This is a genomic window from Staphylococcus americanisciuri (assembly GCF_024814435.1).
Classification (GTDB): domain Bacteria; phylum Bacillota; class Bacilli; order Staphylococcales; family Staphylococcaceae; genus Staphylococcus; species Staphylococcus americanisciuri.
Window position 1 is genome coordinate 34,470 of record NZ_JANUXY010000006.1, and the last position, 16,137, is coordinate 50,606.

19 protein-coding genes, 2 tRNA genes and 1 pseudogene are annotated in these 16,137 nt (G+C 35.8%); 16 read left to right on the forward strand and 6 right to left on the reverse strand.

Going from position 1 to position 16,137, the window contains the following annotated elements:
* The first annotated feature begins 294 nt into the window (after positions 1 to 294).
* From NXS11_RS06990 to NXS11_RS07015, 6 genes are all read left to right on the forward strand, one after another.
* Positions 295 to 1,929, forward strand: coding sequence for a S1C family serine protease (locus NXS11_RS06990; protein WP_259200109.1), 1,635 nt, complete (start codon positions 295 to 297; stop codon positions 1,927 to 1,929).
* Positions 1,930 to 1,947: 18 nt separating this feature from the next.
* The gene (locus NXS11_RS06995; RefSeq protein ID WP_259200110.1) at positions 1,948 to 3,306 is read left to right on the forward strand and encodes a TrkH family potassium uptake protein; all 1,359 of its coding nucleotides are present in this window, start codon (positions 1,948 to 1,950) and stop codon (positions 3,304 to 3,306) included.
* A gap of 149 nt (positions 3,307 to 3,455) precedes the next feature.
* Positions 3,456 to 4,964, forward strand: coding sequence for a bifunctional metallophosphatase/5'-nucleotidase (locus NXS11_RS07000; protein ID WP_259200113.1), 1,509 nt, complete (start codon positions 3,456 to 3,458; stop codon positions 4,962 to 4,964).
* Between the two features lie 212 nt (positions 4,965 to 5,176).
* The gene (locus NXS11_RS07005) at positions 5,177 to 5,338 is read left to right on the forward strand and encodes a hypothetical protein (RefSeq protein ID WP_259200115.1); all 162 of its coding nucleotides are present in this window, start codon (positions 5,177 to 5,179) and stop codon (positions 5,336 to 5,338) included.
* A gap of 90 nt (positions 5,339 to 5,428) precedes the next feature.
* Positions 5,429 to 5,833 carry an NUDIX domain-containing protein gene (locus tag NXS11_RS07010; protein ID WP_259200116.1) on the forward strand — a complete coding sequence of 135 codons (405 nt, stop codon included), beginning with the start codon at positions 5,429 to 5,431 and terminating at the stop codon, positions 5,831 to 5,833.
* A gap of 319 nt (positions 5,834 to 6,152) precedes the next feature.
* Complete coding sequence (locus NXS11_RS07015; protein WP_259200117.1) at positions 6,153 to 6,350, forward strand: hypothetical protein; 198 nt, start codon at positions 6,153 to 6,155, stop codon at positions 6,348 to 6,350.
* Positions 6,351 to 6,446: 96 nt separating this feature from the next.
* Here the strand turns inward: NXS11_RS07015 and NXS11_RS07020 are convergent, their stop codons facing one another.
* Positions 6,447 to 7,031, reverse strand: coding sequence for a transposase (locus NXS11_RS07020; protein ID WP_259200119.1), 585 nt, complete (start codon positions 7,029 to 7,031; stop codon positions 6,447 to 6,449).
* Between the two features lie 92 nt (positions 7,032 to 7,123).
* Between NXS11_RS07020 and NXS11_RS07025 the strand changes: the two are divergent.
* The 4 genes and pseudogenes from NXS11_RS07025 to NXS11_RS07040 form a co-directional block, all read left to right on the forward strand.
* Positions 7,124 to 7,983: pseudogene (locus NXS11_RS07025) on the forward strand (IS4 family transposase); the annotation flags it as partial.
* A gap of 290 nt (positions 7,984 to 8,273) precedes the next feature.
* Positions 8,274 to 8,408 carry a hypothetical protein gene (locus NXS11_RS07030; protein ID WP_259200120.1) on the forward strand — a complete coding sequence of 45 codons (135 nt, stop codon included), beginning with the start codon at positions 8,274 to 8,276 and terminating at the stop codon, positions 8,406 to 8,408.
* Positions 8,409 to 8,473: 65 nt separating this feature from the next.
* Positions 8,474 to 8,590: a hypothetical protein gene (locus tag NXS11_RS07035; protein WP_259200122.1), complete on the forward strand. Its 117-nt coding sequence runs from the start codon at positions 8,474 to 8,476 to the stop codon at positions 8,588 to 8,590.
* Positions 8,583 to 8,792 (forward strand): helix-turn-helix domain-containing protein, encoded by a 210-nt coding sequence (locus NXS11_RS07040; RefSeq protein WP_259200124.1) that lies wholly within the window; start codon positions 8,583 to 8,585, stop codon positions 8,790 to 8,792. The genes NXS11_RS07035 and NXS11_RS07040 overlap by 8 nt, the downstream gene beginning before the upstream one ends.
* Positions 8,793 to 9,019: 227 nt before the next feature.
* Here NXS11_RS07040 and NXS11_RS07045 read toward each other — a convergent pair.
* The 3 genes from NXS11_RS07045 to NXS11_RS07055 all read right to left on the reverse strand — a co-directional run bounded on the left by NXS11_RS07045 (position 9,020) and on the right by NXS11_RS07055 (position 10,112).
* Positions 9,020 to 9,108 (reverse strand) — tRNA-Ser (locus NXS11_RS07045).
* 1 nt (position 9,109) lies between these two features.
* Positions 9,110 to 9,184 (reverse strand) — tRNA-Asn (locus tag NXS11_RS07050).
* 283 nt (positions 9,185 to 9,467) lie between these two features.
* Positions 9,468 to 10,112 carry a competence protein ComK gene (locus tag NXS11_RS07055; protein WP_259200126.1) on the reverse strand — a complete coding sequence of 215 codons (645 nt, stop codon included), beginning with the start codon at positions 10,110 to 10,112 and terminating at the stop codon, positions 9,468 to 9,470.
* Positions 10,113 to 10,331: 219 nt separating this feature from the next.
* Here NXS11_RS07055 and NXS11_RS07060 point away from each other — a divergent pair, with 219 nt between their 5' ends.
* Positions 10,332 to 10,550 (forward strand): IDEAL domain-containing protein, encoded by a 219-nt coding sequence (locus tag NXS11_RS07060; RefSeq protein ID WP_259200128.1) that lies wholly within the window; start codon positions 10,332 to 10,334, stop codon positions 10,548 to 10,550.
* 75 nt (positions 10,551 to 10,625) lie between these two features.
* Here the strand turns inward: NXS11_RS07060 and lplA are convergent, their stop codons facing one another.
* Positions 10,626 to 11,618 (reverse strand): lipoate--protein ligase, encoded by a 993-nt coding sequence (lplA, locus tag NXS11_RS07065; protein ID WP_259200129.1) that lies wholly within the window; start codon positions 11,616 to 11,618, stop codon positions 10,626 to 10,628.
* Positions 11,619 to 11,812: 194 nt separating this feature from the next.
* Here lplA and NXS11_RS07070 point away from each other — a divergent pair, with 194 nt between their 5' ends.
* The 5 genes from NXS11_RS07070 (at position 11,813) to NXS11_RS07090 (ending at position 15,070) form a co-directional block, all read left to right on the forward strand.
* A complete protein-coding gene (locus NXS11_RS07070; protein ID WP_259200130.1) occupies positions 11,813 to 11,998 on the forward strand; it encodes a YkvS family protein in 186 nt (61 codons plus the stop codon).
* A gap of 6 nt (positions 11,999 to 12,004) precedes the next feature.
* Positions 12,005 to 12,607 carry a CPBP family glutamic-type intramembrane protease gene (locus NXS11_RS07075; RefSeq protein WP_259200132.1) on the forward strand — a complete coding sequence of 201 codons (603 nt, stop codon included), beginning with the start codon at positions 12,005 to 12,007 and terminating at the stop codon, positions 12,605 to 12,607.
* A 490-nt stretch (positions 12,608 to 13,097) separates the two neighbouring features.
* Positions 13,098 to 13,664 carry a GNAT family N-acetyltransferase gene (locus NXS11_RS07080; protein ID WP_259200134.1) on the forward strand — a complete coding sequence of 189 codons (567 nt, stop codon included), beginning with the start codon at positions 13,098 to 13,100 and terminating at the stop codon, positions 13,662 to 13,664.
* On the forward strand, positions 13,665 to 14,315 hold the full coding sequence (locus NXS11_RS07085; RefSeq protein WP_259200135.1) for an ABC transporter ATP-binding protein: 651 nt from the start codon (positions 13,665 to 13,667) through the stop codon (positions 14,313 to 14,315). It abuts the gene before it with no gap.
* Positions 14,312 to 15,070: an ABC transporter permease gene (locus NXS11_RS07090; protein WP_259200136.1), complete on the forward strand. Its 759-nt coding sequence runs from the start codon at positions 14,312 to 14,314 to the stop codon at positions 15,068 to 15,070. The genes NXS11_RS07085 and NXS11_RS07090 overlap by 4 nt, the downstream gene beginning before the upstream one ends.
* Positions 15,071 to 15,124: 54 nt before the next feature.
* On the opposite strand, the gene NXS11_RS07095 is transcribed toward NXS11_RS07090, so the two are convergent.
* The gene (locus NXS11_RS07095) at positions 15,125 to 16,063 is read right to left on the reverse strand and encodes a 1,4-dihydroxy-2-naphthoate polyprenyltransferase (protein ID WP_259200138.1); all 939 of its coding nucleotides are present in this window, start codon (positions 16,061 to 16,063) and stop codon (positions 15,125 to 15,127) included.
* Positions 16,064 to 16,137: the final 74 nt, after the last annotated feature.

Below are 16,137 nucleotides of genomic sequence, written 5' to 3' on the forward strand. Positions count from 1 at the left end.
GGGCAACATCTTAAAAAATATGCCGAATGAGTAGATATTTATAATGAGCGTAATTCATTTCTAATTGATGTGGTGTTTGACAGAGGTAAGTTGATAAATTTTGAGAAGCTATTTTGTTTCTTGTGTGGCTATTACTTCCTGACTGCATTTTATGTAGCTAAGATGTTTGATTTTTGTCGAGTACTTAATTTAATGATAAATGAAATTATTTTTGCAGCTTCTCAAGAAAATATTACGGAATTTCATAGTCGAATATGGCATAATAGTAACAAAGGTATTGAAGGAGGATGCGCAATGGATCAAGATAAAAAGCAAGTGATCCCACGACGTTCATATAGGCGCAAGCGTCGTGAATTTTTTCATAACGAAGAGCGCGAAGCACGGATTAAAGAGCAACAGAAGACAGAGGCATTAAAGGCCGAGAAGGAAAGGGCACAGGTTAAAAACAATGAAGAACGTGTGAAAGACAATTTGCGGAAAGCACGTATTGAAAAGTTGACGCGCGATGAAATGAAGCAAGATAAGACGAGCTCCGAACAATCTAGCGCACAGACTGCTGATGCCAAGGATGTTGCATCTGGAAGCCAAGAACAGCTCGTATCAACAGAACAGATGCGTATCCAGCAAAGTATGTATAAGCAACAGGCTGATGGTATTCAACGTGAGAAGACAGAGCAAGCAAACAAAAAAACAACGGAAGAAACGGCTACTGTATCTAAGGAAGCCAATCAACAGCAACAACGTCATCGTTACACGTTGAATAAAGATTGGACTGAAAAAGTGACGCAGTTCGTGACACGAGAGTGGGCTAAGATTTTGGTTGTGCTTGGCGCTTTGTTGATTCTGATATTACTATTTGCAATTTTCAAAGGTATGAATGATAGCAATGATAGTGCAAGAGAAGATATCCAAACATCAACAGGCAAAGACAATAAGCATATTACACAGACAATGGTTCATGCAAACGCAGCAACGAAATCTGTTGTGGCTATCGAAAATAATCAAGAAGTCACACCAGAAACAGTACAAGATGCTGAACAACAAGCGCAAACACAAAATGAAAGTGGCTCAGGTGTCGTCTATAAAGAAGTAGACGGCCTACTTTATATTTTAACGAACGCACATGTTGTTGGTGAAAAAAAACAACATGATTTGACGTATGCTGATAATAAGACAGTCAAGGGAACAGTAATAGGAAAAGATAAGTGGTCTGACATTGCTGTTATGACTGTCAAAGCATCTGATGTACAAGATAAAGCGTTACAGCCGATTAAACTTGGCGATGCAAATCAGCTTGTTTTAGGTGAACCCGTGCTTGTGGTTGGCAATCCATTAGGTTTAGACTTTAGAAATACTGTTGGAGAAGGCATTGTTTCGGGATTGGATCGCAATGTACCGATTGATGTGGACAAAGATAATGAATACGATATGTTAGTTCATGCTTTTCAAGTCGATGCACCTATCAATCCAGGTGATTCAGGTGGCGCAGTGGTGGATCAAGATGGGAAACTAATTGGTATTGCATCATTGAAGATTAGTATGCCTAATGTAGAAGGGATGGCCTTTGCTATTCCAATCAATGACGCTGAGAAAATTGCTAAAATATTAGAAAAAGATGGCAAAATTGAGCATCCTAATACTAAGATTAGTCTAAAGGATGTTGCGGCTATTTCAGAAAGTGAACGTGAAGCATATGGCATTAATGATAAGATAACAGAGGGTGTTGTAGTGGAAGATGTCGCCAAAGATAGCCCGGCACGTAATTCTGGTTTGAAAAAAGGAGATGTGATTACATCAGTTGATGGTAAACCAATCAAAGATAGACTTGTATATCGTCAGCAATTGTTTCATCATATAGATAGGGATAAACCAATCAAATTAAAAGTATTGCGTGAAGGTGAGGTAAAGGCTATCTCATTTGATCTGTAAATGTTGGAGTGAATGACCGTGTCAATCGTTAGACAATTGTTTAAAAAGTCCAGTCCTCAACAAGGCATTGTGATGTATTATCTTTTTGCAATTATTGGCGCATTTTTGCTGTTGAACTTGCCAGGAGTGCATAAACCAGGTGTTAAAGTAGCCCCTATAGACACACTTTTTGTTGCTGTATCTGGCGTGAGTGTGACTGGGCTGACGCCTGTCAATATTTCTGAAACATATTCGGCGTTCGGCTATGTCGTCTTGTTGTTTATTCTAAATACAGGCGGTATTGGTGTTATGGCTATCGGTACTTTACTATGGGTTGTTTTAGGAAAACATATCGGGATACGAGAACGTCAGTTGATTATGTTAGATAATAACAAAGATTCGATGAGTGGCACTGTGCGATTAATTCTTGACATTGTAAGAGCCATTTTAGCTATCGAATTTGTCGGTGCAACACTTCTGACATTTTATTTTTATCGGGATTTGCATAATTTAAAAGAAGCAATTATGCAAGGTGTCTTTGTTTCCATATCGGCAACTACGAATGGTGGCTTGGATATTACCGGCGATTCACTGATACCTTATGCCAATGATTATTTCGTTCAAACGATTGTCATGTTTTTAATTGTTCTAGGGTCCATTGGTTTTCCAGTGTTATTGGAAATCAAAGCCTATATCAAAAATCGAATTCCTAACTTTCGCTTTTCATTATTTACTAAAGTTACAACAGCCACATATCTTATTATCCTTGTCTTAGGGACACTTGGTATTTTATTTATTGAAGCCAAAGGGGTATTTAATGGTGAATCATGGCATAAAACTTTCTTCTATGCATTGTTTCAATCGGTAACTACTAGAAGTGCGGGACTTCAAACATTCGATGTTGCACAGTTTTCAGATGCCACGAATTTACTAATGGGTGGACTCATGTTTATTGGTTCCTCTCCAAGCTCGGTTGGTGGCGGTATTCGAACGACGACTTTTGCCATTTTAATTCTCTTTATTTTAAACTATAAACCGAATGCGGAGAAATCAGCCATTAAAGCATTTAACAGAGAGATTCATGTACAAGACATACAACGTTCTTTTGCGGTATTTATTATCGCTATATTATTTACATTTACTGGGACGTTTATCATTATGCTGAATGAAGGCGGTCAAGTTGATTTTATACAAATTTATTTTGAAATCATGTCAGCCTTTGGAACATGTGGCTTATCAACAGGTATTACATCTGAATTAGGTAATATATCAAAAGTTGTTTTAATGATATTGATGTTCGTTGGTCGGGTAGGCTTAATTTCATTCATTATTATGATTAGTGGTAACCGAGAAGGTGTAAAATATCATTATCCAAAAGAGCGCATTCAAATCGGCTAATGCAATGAGCTGTCTATAATAGCAATTAGATAATGAGATAGACATACTGCATCCATATGGCAGTATGTTTATTTTTTTGACTGTTTGTCCAATAAGGCTGTGTTAAAATGAAAGATAAATAATGATGTATAAAGGTAGGGAGATGAGTCATGCGTCAAAATGATGAAGTGCGTGTTCAAATATTGGCAACTTCTGATATGCATAGCCGTATTTTAGATGGAGATCTAGAATCTCATATTTATCGTGCTGGAACATATATTGAGCGCGTACGTGAGCAGTATAAAAATGTCATGTTATTGGATAACGGTGGGAGTTTGGCAGGAAGTATTGCTTCATTTTATTATGCCATTGTTGCACCGTATAAACGTCATCCGATGATTAAACTGATGAATGCAATGAACTATGATGCAAGTGGGATGAGTGCCAATGGTTTCAAGTTTGGATTAGATTTTCTCAATCGTTCAGTCGCACTGGCACGCTTCCCATGGCTCTCTGCCAATATCACGTATGCCATGACGAAAGAACCTTATTTTTCGACACCGTATCTATTAAAATCATTTGATGGTGTGCGTATAGCAGTAGTAGGTTTGACATCAGATGACTTGGTGCACAATGAAAATATTGAGATGGAGCATGATATTGCCGTAGAACATGCTACAACAGCAGCTAAACGATGGATTCGTTATATTCATGAAGTAGCTGAACCCGATTTTTTAATTGTGCTGTATCATGGGAACTGTTTGAGAGATAGATATACAAGCAATATGGATACTGAAAATCAAGCGCAGAAGATTATGACAGAAGCGGGTATTGTTGACTTGATGATAACAGGACATGCCTATGAAACAAAAGTGGGGTATCAAGGGCGCACCGCCTTTGTTCAAGCTGGACAAAACGCAGAAAAGCTTATTCATGTTGATGTAAAGTTTAGAAAACGCCGTAATACGAATGAATTGCTAGCTGTTACAACTGAGGTTATTCATTTAGAGTCATATGAAGAAAGTCCTGCATTGCTTGAATTAACGCACTATGATCGCAAAGCAGTGCGTAATTGGCAAAATGAGCAGATTCATCAGCAAACGACAAATTTAGAGTTTGAGTCAGTATCTGTCCTTTTACAGCGACGCCATCCATTTATTCAATTGTTAAGTGATGTTATCAAGCAAGTGGTGTTATGTGATATTACATGTGTCCACATACCATTACCTACATCAACAGGGCTTCAAGATTGTTTGCGTAACGAAGATATTTATCATGCCTATCCGCATCCTGATAAACCATTAGATATTGAATTAACAGGTGCAGATATAAAACGCTTAATTGAATCCGCTGCTGCACAGTTAATTGTAAAGGACCAGCAAGTTATATTTGACGAAACACAAGACCCAACGCTGTTTCAATTTTGGTCAGGGTTTAATTATACACTCGATATGTCACAACCCAAATATAAGCGTGTTGTAGATTTTGAATTGCATGAAACGGATACTTATCGTGTTGTGATGACTGATTATTGTTATAGACACTATCGCCATCTATTGTCTCAAGCAGTTATACATGAACGTTACGTCATTACAATGCCGGAACTCATTTTAGAGCGTTTACATCAAGGAGCACCGATTACAGTAGAGAAAGATAATATGACAATTATAGGTTTATAAATGTGCGATATAAGAAGAATATTTAAAGGGACTGAATATAGGGTACAGCGGAAGAGTAACATGAGATTGTTATGCCAGAAGCTAAAATGTTGTTGAGTGCAACACCCTTAAACGAGGGTGATTGTAATGGTGACATGTTTTTGTACTAGAATAAAATGGATTTTACAAAGGGAGAAAACTATATCCCAAAAGTTGGACGTAGGAATTGATTTATGACATTACAAAAGTTAGCAGCAGGGGCAACATTATCAACGCCTACACAAAGCATTATAAAAAATGAAAATGCGCCTCTATTAAAAGCGTGTGTAAAATTCAATCTAAGTACATTAGAGTCTAGAACAAAACGATTAAATATTAGTTGGCATAACTTATGAATCTTCTCATGCGAGTGCCCCTATGAGAATAGGAGCGAATCATTATTTAAGTTATGACAAAGAGAAAATAATCGAAAGTGAGGAATTGACTTGGTACATTATAACTGTGCGTGTTTAGTAAACATTAAAGATAAAAGTATTTTTTTAGTGAGAACTTATGATAATAATCAATATTATCTACCAGGAGGAAAAATTGAAGATAAAGAAACTTTTGATGAAACGCTAATAAGAGAATTAAAAGAAGAACTTTCTTTAAGTATTAAGAAAAGTGAAATAGCGTTTTGGAAATCAATAGAAGGTCCGGCTTATCCTAATACGGAAGAGACTGTGTTGTTAAATTGCTTTCTTTTCTCCGGTAAATCTTTTGATTATAAAATTAATCATGAGATTACCGATGCAAATTTTTTCTCAATCTATGATAAAGGAATAATGGCTCCAGCAGTTATAAATGTTTTAAAGGCTTTGGAGGAGGACGGATATATATCATATCAATAAATTAAAAGAAATATTTTTCTGGTTTTTCACGTGTATGTAAAAGGTTAGGATTAAATACTTGATAAGTACCTTAAGCGCGCGACTGTACGCTAAAATGAAGACAGCTATTATAATTTAGCTGGAGCAATATTGTAAACAAAAACTAGGTACTTATCATTATCTTTCCATTACAAAAGCTGAATAGCCTTTTTAATGAAATACATAAAACATCGTTATATCGACGTTGTGTTCACGAAATATAACGGTGGATTAACGAAATATAAGTAATTAACGGAAACTGTTGAAGTTGAAGAGTTGGTTTTTGAGTAGGGGGAGCATAATGAGAAAGCACATTGAGGCTTTACTAAAACGAAACATTTCTAGTAACAGCATTGCGACACATACAGGGGTGTCGCAAGCCATTATAAGTAAACTACGTAATGGCAAGCGTCCCATTAAGAATTTAACAATTGAAACGGGTGAGAAGCTTGTTCGATATGAGAAGGAACTGGAAAGAATAGAAAATAAAATTGAATAGTAATTTAAGCCGTACCATAGCTGGTGCGGTTATTTATTTGAAAAAAGACAAAAAAAAGAGAGCACTGTGTTATAATATAGACAATATAATTTTAATTTAATTGGTTTGGCACTTGTACTGTTGACGCAGTCCAAGTGCTCTTTTTGTTTCATAAAAAACTTGGTCTGTTTCGATTTTGAATATAATTCTCAATATCTTATGAGCACAAGCTATAATAGCTTTCATCTTTGAACCTTTAGAAGACACTCTCGTGTACAGATTATTGAATGCTTCATCATGTGATTTTCCCGCTATCCCACCTGCAATGACTAAAGCCGTCTTTAAATACTTATTACCCTGAGTGATATGAGAAGATTTACTTTTACCTGCACTTTCATAAGAACCAGGTGCTAAACTAGCCCACGAAGCTAAGTGAGCAGATGTTTTAAAGGCTTCTACAGTTGGACCAATTTCTCCTAAAACAACGTCACTTACTTCTTTGCTTACACCTGGGATACTTTGTAACTTTTCATTCATTTCTTTAAAATGATGTTCTATATATTGGTCAATCTCTCGAGAAATTCTCAAAAGCTTTTCTTCATAAAATGTTAATTCTTCAAAGGATTCTCTAAGTAACCACGCATCCTGAACTGATAACTTACCTTCCATTGCTTCTACAATTTCTGTAGGTGTTGCTCGCATTCTTCCGTGCATACATTTAATGACAGATTGTTCTCAATAATTTCTCCATTAGTAAACAGACTCAGTAGCTTCCGTCCAGATTTACTAAAAATATCGGTAGAAAACTATCAAAGGTGCCAACAGATGTATTCCAACTTATTTTTAATGACTTAGTCAATCAGATACATCAACACCATAACTATGAACACAAATTTAAGACATCAACGCCATTGAAAATCATTGATTCTAGCACGCTCCCATTGAGTCTACACAAACATCAATGGGCAGAATTTAGGTCTATGAAGTCAGGTGTTAAGCTCCATATGAGACTGATATATATGCCTGATAAAGATGCATATCCTGATCAATTTTATTTAACGAATGCTTGTGAAAGTGACCAAAACAATCTAGATGTATTGATAGATGCCAAGGCATGTACGTATGTTTTCGACCGTGGATATATAAACTATGAACGCTTTGATTGTATGACAGATGACGGTTATCACTTCGTATCAAAATTAAGAAAAAACGCTGTTTATCGTGTTATTGAAAACTTTGACATAGCTGAAAGCAACAATGTCGTTTCTGATTAAATGGTCTATATAGGTACTCCACAAAATCGTTCAAAAAATCCCTATCGCTTATTAACAGTGGTAGACCGTTTTTGATTATCACAAATCGATTTGATTTAACACCTGATGAAGTGGCAGATATTTATAAATCACGTTGGTCAATTGAACTTTTCTTTAAGTGGGTCAAGCAACATATGAATATTAAAAAGTTTTATGGACATTCTCAAACAGCCGTAACCAATCAAGTATATATCGCTATGATTGTATACTCTCTGAATGTCTTAATTAAGCTCAAAACCAATAGTAAGAAGAAACTCCTGCAAATCACTCGACTACTCAAAGCGAAAATATGGGAACAACCACATTACTGGATTAGAAGAATCAGTGGGACAATACCTTGATAATATGTTCTATTTGTCGATCATGCCAAGAGAAACCGAATACGTCAAAATTATTCAAGTGTTTTCCTTTTTTGACTTTAATAGAACCAACTTTATTTCAGAATATTCAGTATCTACTTATGCGACACTAATGAAAAAATTATAGAAAAAGATAGTGAAATATAGAAAAAGATAGTGAAATATAGAAAAATATAGTAAAAAAGGATTGGTTGAATTCCGGTTGGGTAGTATAATTATATATGTAAGTTGGTTAATTACTTACACACTTCAAGTGAAAGGAGGATAAAACCTTGGTTTACTTGATAGAAAAAGCGCTAGAACAACCATTATCATTGTTGATACTAGTTCTTCCAGCGCTATTAAAACAACTAAGAATTTGGCATCTAGGTTATCTGGCGACGAAACAAGATAACCAAGAAAAGTAATCTAACGGAGCCTTCGGGCTCCTCCTACACTTGAAGTATATAATAATTTTTGGAGGTTTTCAAATATGACGGGACAAATGTATTTATCATTATTTATATTAAGCCTACCATTATTATTGTTTATTGGAAGAAAAATACACTTTTATTATTTAGATAGAAAGAATGTGGATAGAAATGACTGAATTTAAATTAACCATTCAAAAACTACTAGATAGTAATGTATCAGGCTATCAAATTCATAAAGACACCGGCATATCGCAGGCACGCATATCAGATTTGAGAAGAGGCATTAGACAACTTGGTGGTATATCTTTAGATACTGCTGAAAAACTGTACAACTACCAACGGCAACTCGAACAAAACACAACCCCACCTGGAGAATAGGTGGGGTTTTAAGAATAAAAAACTTGGGAACATCTCGGGGACGTTTTTTAACTTTTCGACGTTACGGGGACGTTTTTTTAACTTTTCGACGTTACGGGGACGTTATGGGGACGTTTAGCACGAAATACGACATTCAACGAGTTTTAACGAAATACAACAAAACACCGTTATATCAACGTTTGTGTTCACGAGATATAACGGTGGATTAACGAAATATAAGCAATTAACGGAAACGGAGGGATTTGAACCCTCGCGCCGCTCTCGCGACCTACACCCTTAGCAGGGGCGCCTCTTCAGCCAACTTGAGTACGTTTCCATGGCTCCACAGGTAGGACTCGAACCTACGACCGATCGGTTAACAGCCGATAGCTCTACCACTGAGCTACTGTGGAATAATGTTGTTCTTTCTTAACACAAATATTATTATATCAATATCGAGAGATAAATCAAGTGATTAATAAAAAAAGTTAACAGAACATTTACACCATCAAAGTAGATGTTCTGTTAACGTTACTGATGTCTACATTATTTTTGGATAACCATATAAAAATAATATGATGAAGGGTCTTCAAGGAATATCATGTATTTTGTTACATCATAATAAGTGTGTGAATAGGTAAAAAATGGTGGTTAAGAGAATGAAGTATCGCAGTGCTTATGAAATATACTGAGTAGCTAGTAATTTTTATAAGGAGGGTCTTCGGCTATTTTGGGGTGATAATATCGATGTTCGTTCATTAAAGCGAGACGTATTTCTTTAAAAATACTGATAAAGTCTCGTATGACACTAACAAGTTCATCATGCTGTGTTTGGTCATATTTTCTAATAAGCTCACCGGATTCTATTTTTTGACGGATAAGTGTGTAGGCTAAATGCAAACCATTCTGATATTGATGGCGCAATGTGTATTCAGAAACATTGACAATGAGCGTATGACCTCCATAAAGATAAACTTTTGATTTACTTGTTTTGTAATGTTCTATCTTTTGGACATAACGAACATTAATCCAGCAATTTTCAGGAACTCGATCTGAATGTGTTGAGAAAAAGGCAAGGGATTGCGGATCTGGTAGGAAGAAGGGGGGTTTACTGGAGACATCAATGAGCGTTTTTACTTCTGCTTTGATATGTGGATAGGTGTTGTAACGATGGCGACATGCATATTCGATAAATCTTAAGGGGCGCATGTTTTTGGTCTTTCTTTTGCCATTGTTATAGAGCAGTTCTGTTCGTGTGTTCACACCATCAGGGCCAGCGATTGGCTTGATGAGCATGACATTGGCATCAATGATATGTTGCGTATTAATTTGTTGGGGCATAAGCAGCATCCTTTCAAATTATTTATCTCTATTTATAAACTTAATTATAAAACGCATCTAAATATTGTCAACTATGAATTCTGAATATTATGTATATAATCGTGTTGTTTTTATTGTTTCAAAACTTGAAAAAATTCAGAAAATTGATTGCAATTTGTTAGGTGATTAGGTATACTGTGTATTATCAAAAATAAAACAACACTCAGAGGAGGAAACATCATGAAACATAAAATTGATGTGAAACAACATGTCCCCGTCAATCCTATGCAAGCAGTCAATCGATTGGGTGCAGAATTGGTGATTGAGGCAGCGCTAAAAAGTCATAGAAAAGCGCAATTAGCACAACTAATAGACGAAGCGTTGATGAACAAAAACAAAGAGGATTTCTTTAAGTATACTGAAGAATATAATGAGTTGGAGGCGGAAAACATTGTCTAATTCCTCGGGTCATTCCATAACAAAATAAAAAGGGCTATTCACTGAGTATTAACGAATAGTCCTTTTTATTATTGTTTACACCATTAAATCGATTAATTCATCTTTTGGAATAGCATCAAAGTAATGATGTATATCATAATCTTGTAAAGCTACTTGAATTGCTGACTTTTGATGTGTGACACCTTCTAATGCGTGCTCTAACTCTTCAATATTTCCTTCTCCAAAGAAGTCACCAAAAATTTTGGCATACGCAATTTGTCCTTTTTTCACATCTAACTTTATTTGAACAAAGCCTTTTTCAAATTTATGTTCACGTTCAAAGTTATATTTTGGATTTTTACCATAGTTCCAATCCCACGTGCGATATTTTTCATTAGCGAGTTGTTCAATGTTACGCCAATCCTCATCTGTTAAATGATAAGTTTCAACGTCTTCATCACCAAATAGTTGCTTTAGAATAATAGACTTGAATGTATCAATGTCGATGGGTTCATCTAAAAATTCTACGATATTCGCAACACGTTTTCGAACGGATTTAACACCTTTTGACTGGATTTTAGCGGGATTAACTTTTAAAGCGTTTTGTACTTCATCTAGCTCGCTGTTTAACATAAGTGTTCCATGACTAAACATACGGTCTTTTACTTTTACCATTGCATTGCCTGAAATTTTTGCTGACCCGACTTGAATATCATTACGTCCCGTCATTTCAGCATCGACCCCCATATTGTTTAATGCATCAACAATAGGTTGTGTGAACTTTTTGAAGTTGTGGAAGCTCTGACCGTCATCTTTTGTAATAAAGCTAAAATTTAAATTACCAAAATCATGGTAGACAGCACCGCCTCCTGATATACGACGGACAACATCAATGTTATGTTCTTCAATATAAGATTGGTGTACTTCTTCAATCGTATTCTGATTTTTGCCGACAATAATAGACGGTCTATTGACATAGAATAAAAAGTAACTTTCATCTTCGTCCATTGGTACGGTTTTTAGCACATATTCCTCCATTGCTAAGTTTAGTGTTGGGTCGGTATGATTGTTGTTACTAATGAATTTCATTGCTTGTTCTCTCCTTTATACCCAAATATGCCCTTGATTATATTTATGAACCATTTTATGATTTTTTTCCAATAATTGAAATTGATATAGACAAAATAATATGAACAAATACCAAAATATGATAGAAATAGTTTATTTAAAGTGCGAACTTTAGTACAATATAGGCTAGTTAATTTTTAAGGGGGGCGAATGTGATGACAATTGCAGAAGTAGGCGATATTGTAGAATTCCATGATGGTTTAAGAGGAAAGGTAGAAAAAATCAATGACAATTCTGTTATCGTTGATTTAACAATCATGGACAACTTTGTGACACTTGACTTACCTGAAAAAACAGTCATTAATCACAAACGTTATAAAATTGTAGATCAAAAAGGATAAGGTACTATGAAAAATATTAGCAAGCCGCTACTATGGTTTATTTCAAGTTTCATTATATTTCACATAATTTTGATGTTGATGTGGGGTAAGCATAATGTTTACTGGCAATTATATACAGGCATTATGCTTATTGCGGCTATTAGTTATGTCTTTTATCAACGAGACATTGCATCCAAACGATTACTTACATCGATTGGGATTGGAATGATAGCAGGTATTGTACTTGTGCTGGTTCAAACGATTTTCTCATTGATGACAAAAGATTTAACGTACTTATCACTAATCAAACAATTGTCACGAACAGGTGTTTACTTCAAATGGCAAATGTTGATTACACTGTTATTTGTGATGCCATGTCATGAGTTGTATTTACGTGCAATTCTGCATAAAGAATTAGATGTAAGATTGAAGCATACATGGCAAAGTATAGTTATCTGTGCAATTGTATCAAGTACGTTCTTCATCTACTTAGATCGTTGGTGGATTGTTGCATTTATATTTGTATGTCAATTGGTTTTAGGCGTGAGCTATGCTTATACACGACGTATTGCGACGACAACAGTTGCTCAAATTGTAGCGGTCGTTATTTTATTAATATTTAATGGATAGTTTGGGTAATGTGAGGCTCACTAACTATTAAGAAGGTATGGTTGTAAAGAGAATAGGCACACAGTTTATCAGTGATTGGCACCGAATCATAACTTTATCTGACTTTTAAAGCGTATAAATGCTTGATGTATGTTGACGTTCAAGTATTTATACGCTTTCGTTGTTTGAGGAATTGATTACGCAAAGTATAGAGAGCGATAGGACAACTTCATATGTTCGTTGTTGAAGCATTTGATGTTGTATATCAATACTTAAGATATAACTATTTACAGACTACATTATATCCTCATACTAATAATGAAATGTGGGAGGTTCATTTTTGATAATCGACCTTGAGTTAGTAATGAATAGGTCATCTTACACTTTTCATTTGTAATCACTTTATAGGTGTTTCGGAACGTACGTTCTGTAATGCGTATGAGGTTGCTTTCTAAAAATAAAAATATGGGCTACAATATAGATAAATTGTAATAAGGAGGAGTAGTTAATAGTGATTAGGCAAGCAGAAGAACAAGATGTGCAAGCGATAGCGGCATTGACGTACATGATTTGGCAAGATATGGAATTGGAAATTGTAACACGCTATCCGAAAGCACAAGTAATTGCAGCGATTGAACAGAGTACGACAGCAGTACATTATCGCAATCATTTAAGTCACGTGCATGTTTATGAGATAGATGGCGAAGTGGCAGGGATGATTGTTGCATATCCGGGCGCTCAAGAACAATTATATGAGTCAGCATGGTCATCGTTACCTATGGCAGAAGTGCTACCAATCACGACTGATACGCCATTACCAGTGATGGAATCGGATGTATCTGATACTTATATTGAGTCAGTTGCGACGTTTCCAGAATATAGAGGAAGAGGTGTAGCGAGCCAACTACTTCAATATTTGATTTTGAATTATTCTGAGACGACTTTGAGTTTGAATTGTGATTTTGAAAATGAAGGAGCTTTATATTTATATCGAAAATTAGGATTTGAAGTAAAAAAAGAGAAAAAGTTGTATAACCATGATTATTATTATATGACGCATACGGGTGTGACGAATTAAATGTTAGAACTTAAAAATGTAGGTTATTGTATCGATGATAAACGGGTTATCGATGCTATTTCTTTATCAGTGGCACGTGGAGAAGCGATTGCAGTTACAGGCCCGTCCGGCAGTGGGAAAAGCACTTTGTTACGTATGATTGGAGATTTGATTAGCCCGACAGAGGGAGAGATTTATTTTAAAGGCAAACGTTACGATGCTTATAAGCCAGAAGCACTTCGCTTACAAGTCAGTTATTTATCACAAAGCATAGAGCTTTTTGGTGAAACAATTGCTGATAATCTTGCTTTTCCATCGATTGTGAGAAAAGATACTTTTAATCAAGAACAGGCAAAGACGCTCATGGCGAAAGTTGGTTTGCATCAATATCATTTATCAGATTCTATACATCGAATGTCTGGAGGAGAGAAACAACGCGTGACAATTGCGAGACAGTTGATGTATCGTCCAGACGTTCTATTGTTAGATGAGGCGACAAGTGCTTTAGATGATGAGAATAGTGTACGTATTGAAAAGATTATTTTTGATATTGTGAAAAAAGGGACTGCAGTTTTATGGATTACGCATAATGATGCACAGAGTCATCGCTATTTTGATCGTCGTATTGTTATAAAAAATGGCAGACTCGTCGAGGAGTGTGACAAGTCATGATGAGTACGACGTCGTTATTATTAACTGCATTGCTATTGTTGGTTCCTATGCTCATTTCATACAAAGAGCGTTTATTTATTGCGAAAGATTTGTTTGTTGCTGCGATACGAGCAGTCATTCAACTGATTATTATTGGTTATTTATTGGAGTTTGTTTTTCAGCTTGAGACAACATGGATTGTGCTGACATTAATTGTCATTATTATGATGAATGCAGCAGCAAATACACGCAAACGGGCATCATCTATTATGAGACATGTATTCTGGATATCTTTCGCTGCTACTATGTCAGGGGCAGTTATATCATTAGGTGGTGTGTTACTCACGGGTGCAATCAGTATGAAACCCAACGAGTTGATTCCAATTGCTGGAATGGTCGGGAGCAATGGCATGATTGCAATTAATCTAAGTTATCAAAACTTGGATCGTATTTTTACGAAAGAGATATCTTCTATTGAAGCGAAGTTGTCACTAGGTGCAGCACCATCTCTCGCTGCTAAAGACGCTATTCGAGAAAGTATTAAAGTAGCCATTGTGCCAACGATTGATTCTGTTAAAACTTATGGCCTCGTCTCTATACCAGGTATGATGACGGGCTTAATTATTGCAGGTGTTCCACCATTAGAAGCGATTAAGTTTCAATTGATGGTTGTTTTTATCCATACAACAGCCACTATTATTTGTGCTTTTGTCAGTACATATCTTAGTTACCGTCAATTTTTCAATTATCGCCATCAATTAATTCGACTTAAATAAGGATAATAAAGAAAGCTAGCACCCATCAACGTAGGTACTAGCTTTTTATTGTTATTAAATGCCACCGAGCAGGGCACTGATATAAATACCTAGTGCATACAATAAACCGAACATTGTATTAGTCTTGCCGGCCGCTACCATTGCTGGCATCATTGTTTGTGGCGTATCATTCTTCTTGAATCGTCTATACACTTTTACTGGCATTGGAAAGCTCAATAAGACAAGTAAATAAAAAATTGAGCCGCCATCTTTGAAAAAGACTGTAAAAATGACAAATACATAAGCGATGATATAAAGTGCTGCTAAAAAGTACAATGAGCCTTGTTTGCCTAATAAGATAGGCAATGTACGTCTTCCGTTTTGTTGATCTTTAATACGGTCGCGGATATTATTTGCCATATTGATTAATCCAATCGTAATGACAATCGGAATGCTAAGCCAAATCGTATAACCTTGAACATTGCCAGTTTGGATAAAAAATGCAATAACGATAATAAACGTCCCCATAAATAATCCTGAAAATAGCTCGCCTAATGGTGTCCATGAAATCGGGAAAGGTCCGCCAGTATAAAGGTAACCTATTGCCATACATAAGACACCAACCGGAATGAGCCAAAAGGATGTTTGTGCAGCAAGAAAAAGTCCTAATAGTGCTGCAATAACATAGAAAGCAATGGCTAAGTTGAATACAGATTGTGGTGTCATACCGTATCGAACAATAGCACCACCGATTCCCACAGATTCATGGTCATCTAAGCCTTTTTTATAATCATAATATTCATTGAACATATTTGTTGCTGCTTGGATAAGTAAACAAGCTAGTAACATAGCGATGAAACGCCCGAGAGATAGATGATCTTCACTGCCTAACATGAAAAGCTTAGCCGTTGCTGTTCCGACTAAAACAGGGACAACGGAAGCGGTTAGTGTATGTGGACGCATCAATAACCAATATTTACGTAATGATGAATGTTGTTGAAATTGGGTTTCCATAAAGATTAAACCTCGATTGTTAATATTTATAATACAGCATTAGTATAGAAAAGATTACGCTTTAAATCAATGAC

Bases quoted from the DNA above. Each gene is read 5' to 3' on its own strand.
- NXS11_RS06990 (WP_259200109.1), top strand. From the start codon at position 295: ATGGATCAAGATAAAAAGCAAGTGATCCCACGACGTTCATATAGGCGC.
- NXS11_RS07000 (WP_259200113.1), top strand. From the start codon at position 3,456: ATGCGTCAAAATGATGAAGTGCGTGTTCAAATATTGGCAACTTCTGAT.
- NXS11_RS07005 (WP_259200115.1), top strand. From the start codon at position 5,177: ATGACATTACAAAAGTTAGCAGCAGGGGCAACATTATCAACGCCTACA.
- NXS11_RS07015 (WP_259200117.1), top strand. From the start codon at position 6,153: ATGAGAAAGCACATTGAGGCTTTACTAAAACGAAACATTTCTAGTAAC.
- NXS11_RS07020 (WP_259200119.1), bottom strand. From the start codon at position 7,031: ATGCGAGCAACACCTACAGAAATTGTAGAAGCAATGGAAGGTAAGTTA.
- NXS11_RS07035 (WP_259200122.1), top strand. From the start codon at position 8,474: ATGACGGGACAAATGTATTTATCATTATTTATATTAAGCCTACCATTA.
- NXS11_RS07040 (WP_259200124.1), top strand. From the start codon at position 8,583: ATGACTGAATTTAAATTAACCATTCAAAAACTACTAGATAGTAATGTA.
- NXS11_RS07055 (WP_259200126.1), bottom strand. From the start codon at position 10,112: ATGCCCCAACAAATTAATACGCAACATATCATTGATGCCAATGTCATG.
- NXS11_RS07060 (WP_259200128.1), top strand. From the start codon at position 10,332: ATGAAACATAAAATTGATGTGAAACAACATGTCCCCGTCAATCCTATG.
- lplA (WP_259200129.1), bottom strand. From the start codon at position 11,618: ATGAAATTCATTAGTAACAACAATCATACCGACCCAACACTAAACTTA.
- NXS11_RS07070 (WP_259200130.1), top strand. From the start codon at position 11,813: ATGACAATTGCAGAAGTAGGCGATATTGTAGAATTCCATGATGGTTTA.
- NXS11_RS07075 (WP_259200132.1), top strand. From the start codon at position 12,005: ATGAAAAATATTAGCAAGCCGCTACTATGGTTTATTTCAAGTTTCATT.
- NXS11_RS07085 (WP_259200135.1), top strand. From the start codon at position 13,665: ATGTTAGAACTTAAAAATGTAGGTTATTGTATCGATGATAAACGGGTT.
- NXS11_RS07090 (WP_259200136.1), top strand. From the start codon at position 14,312: ATGATGAGTACGACGTCGTTATTATTAACTGCATTGCTATTGTTGGTT.
- NXS11_RS07095 (WP_259200138.1), bottom strand. From the start codon at position 16,063: ATGGAAACCCAATTTCAACAACATTCATCATTACGTAAATATTGGTTA.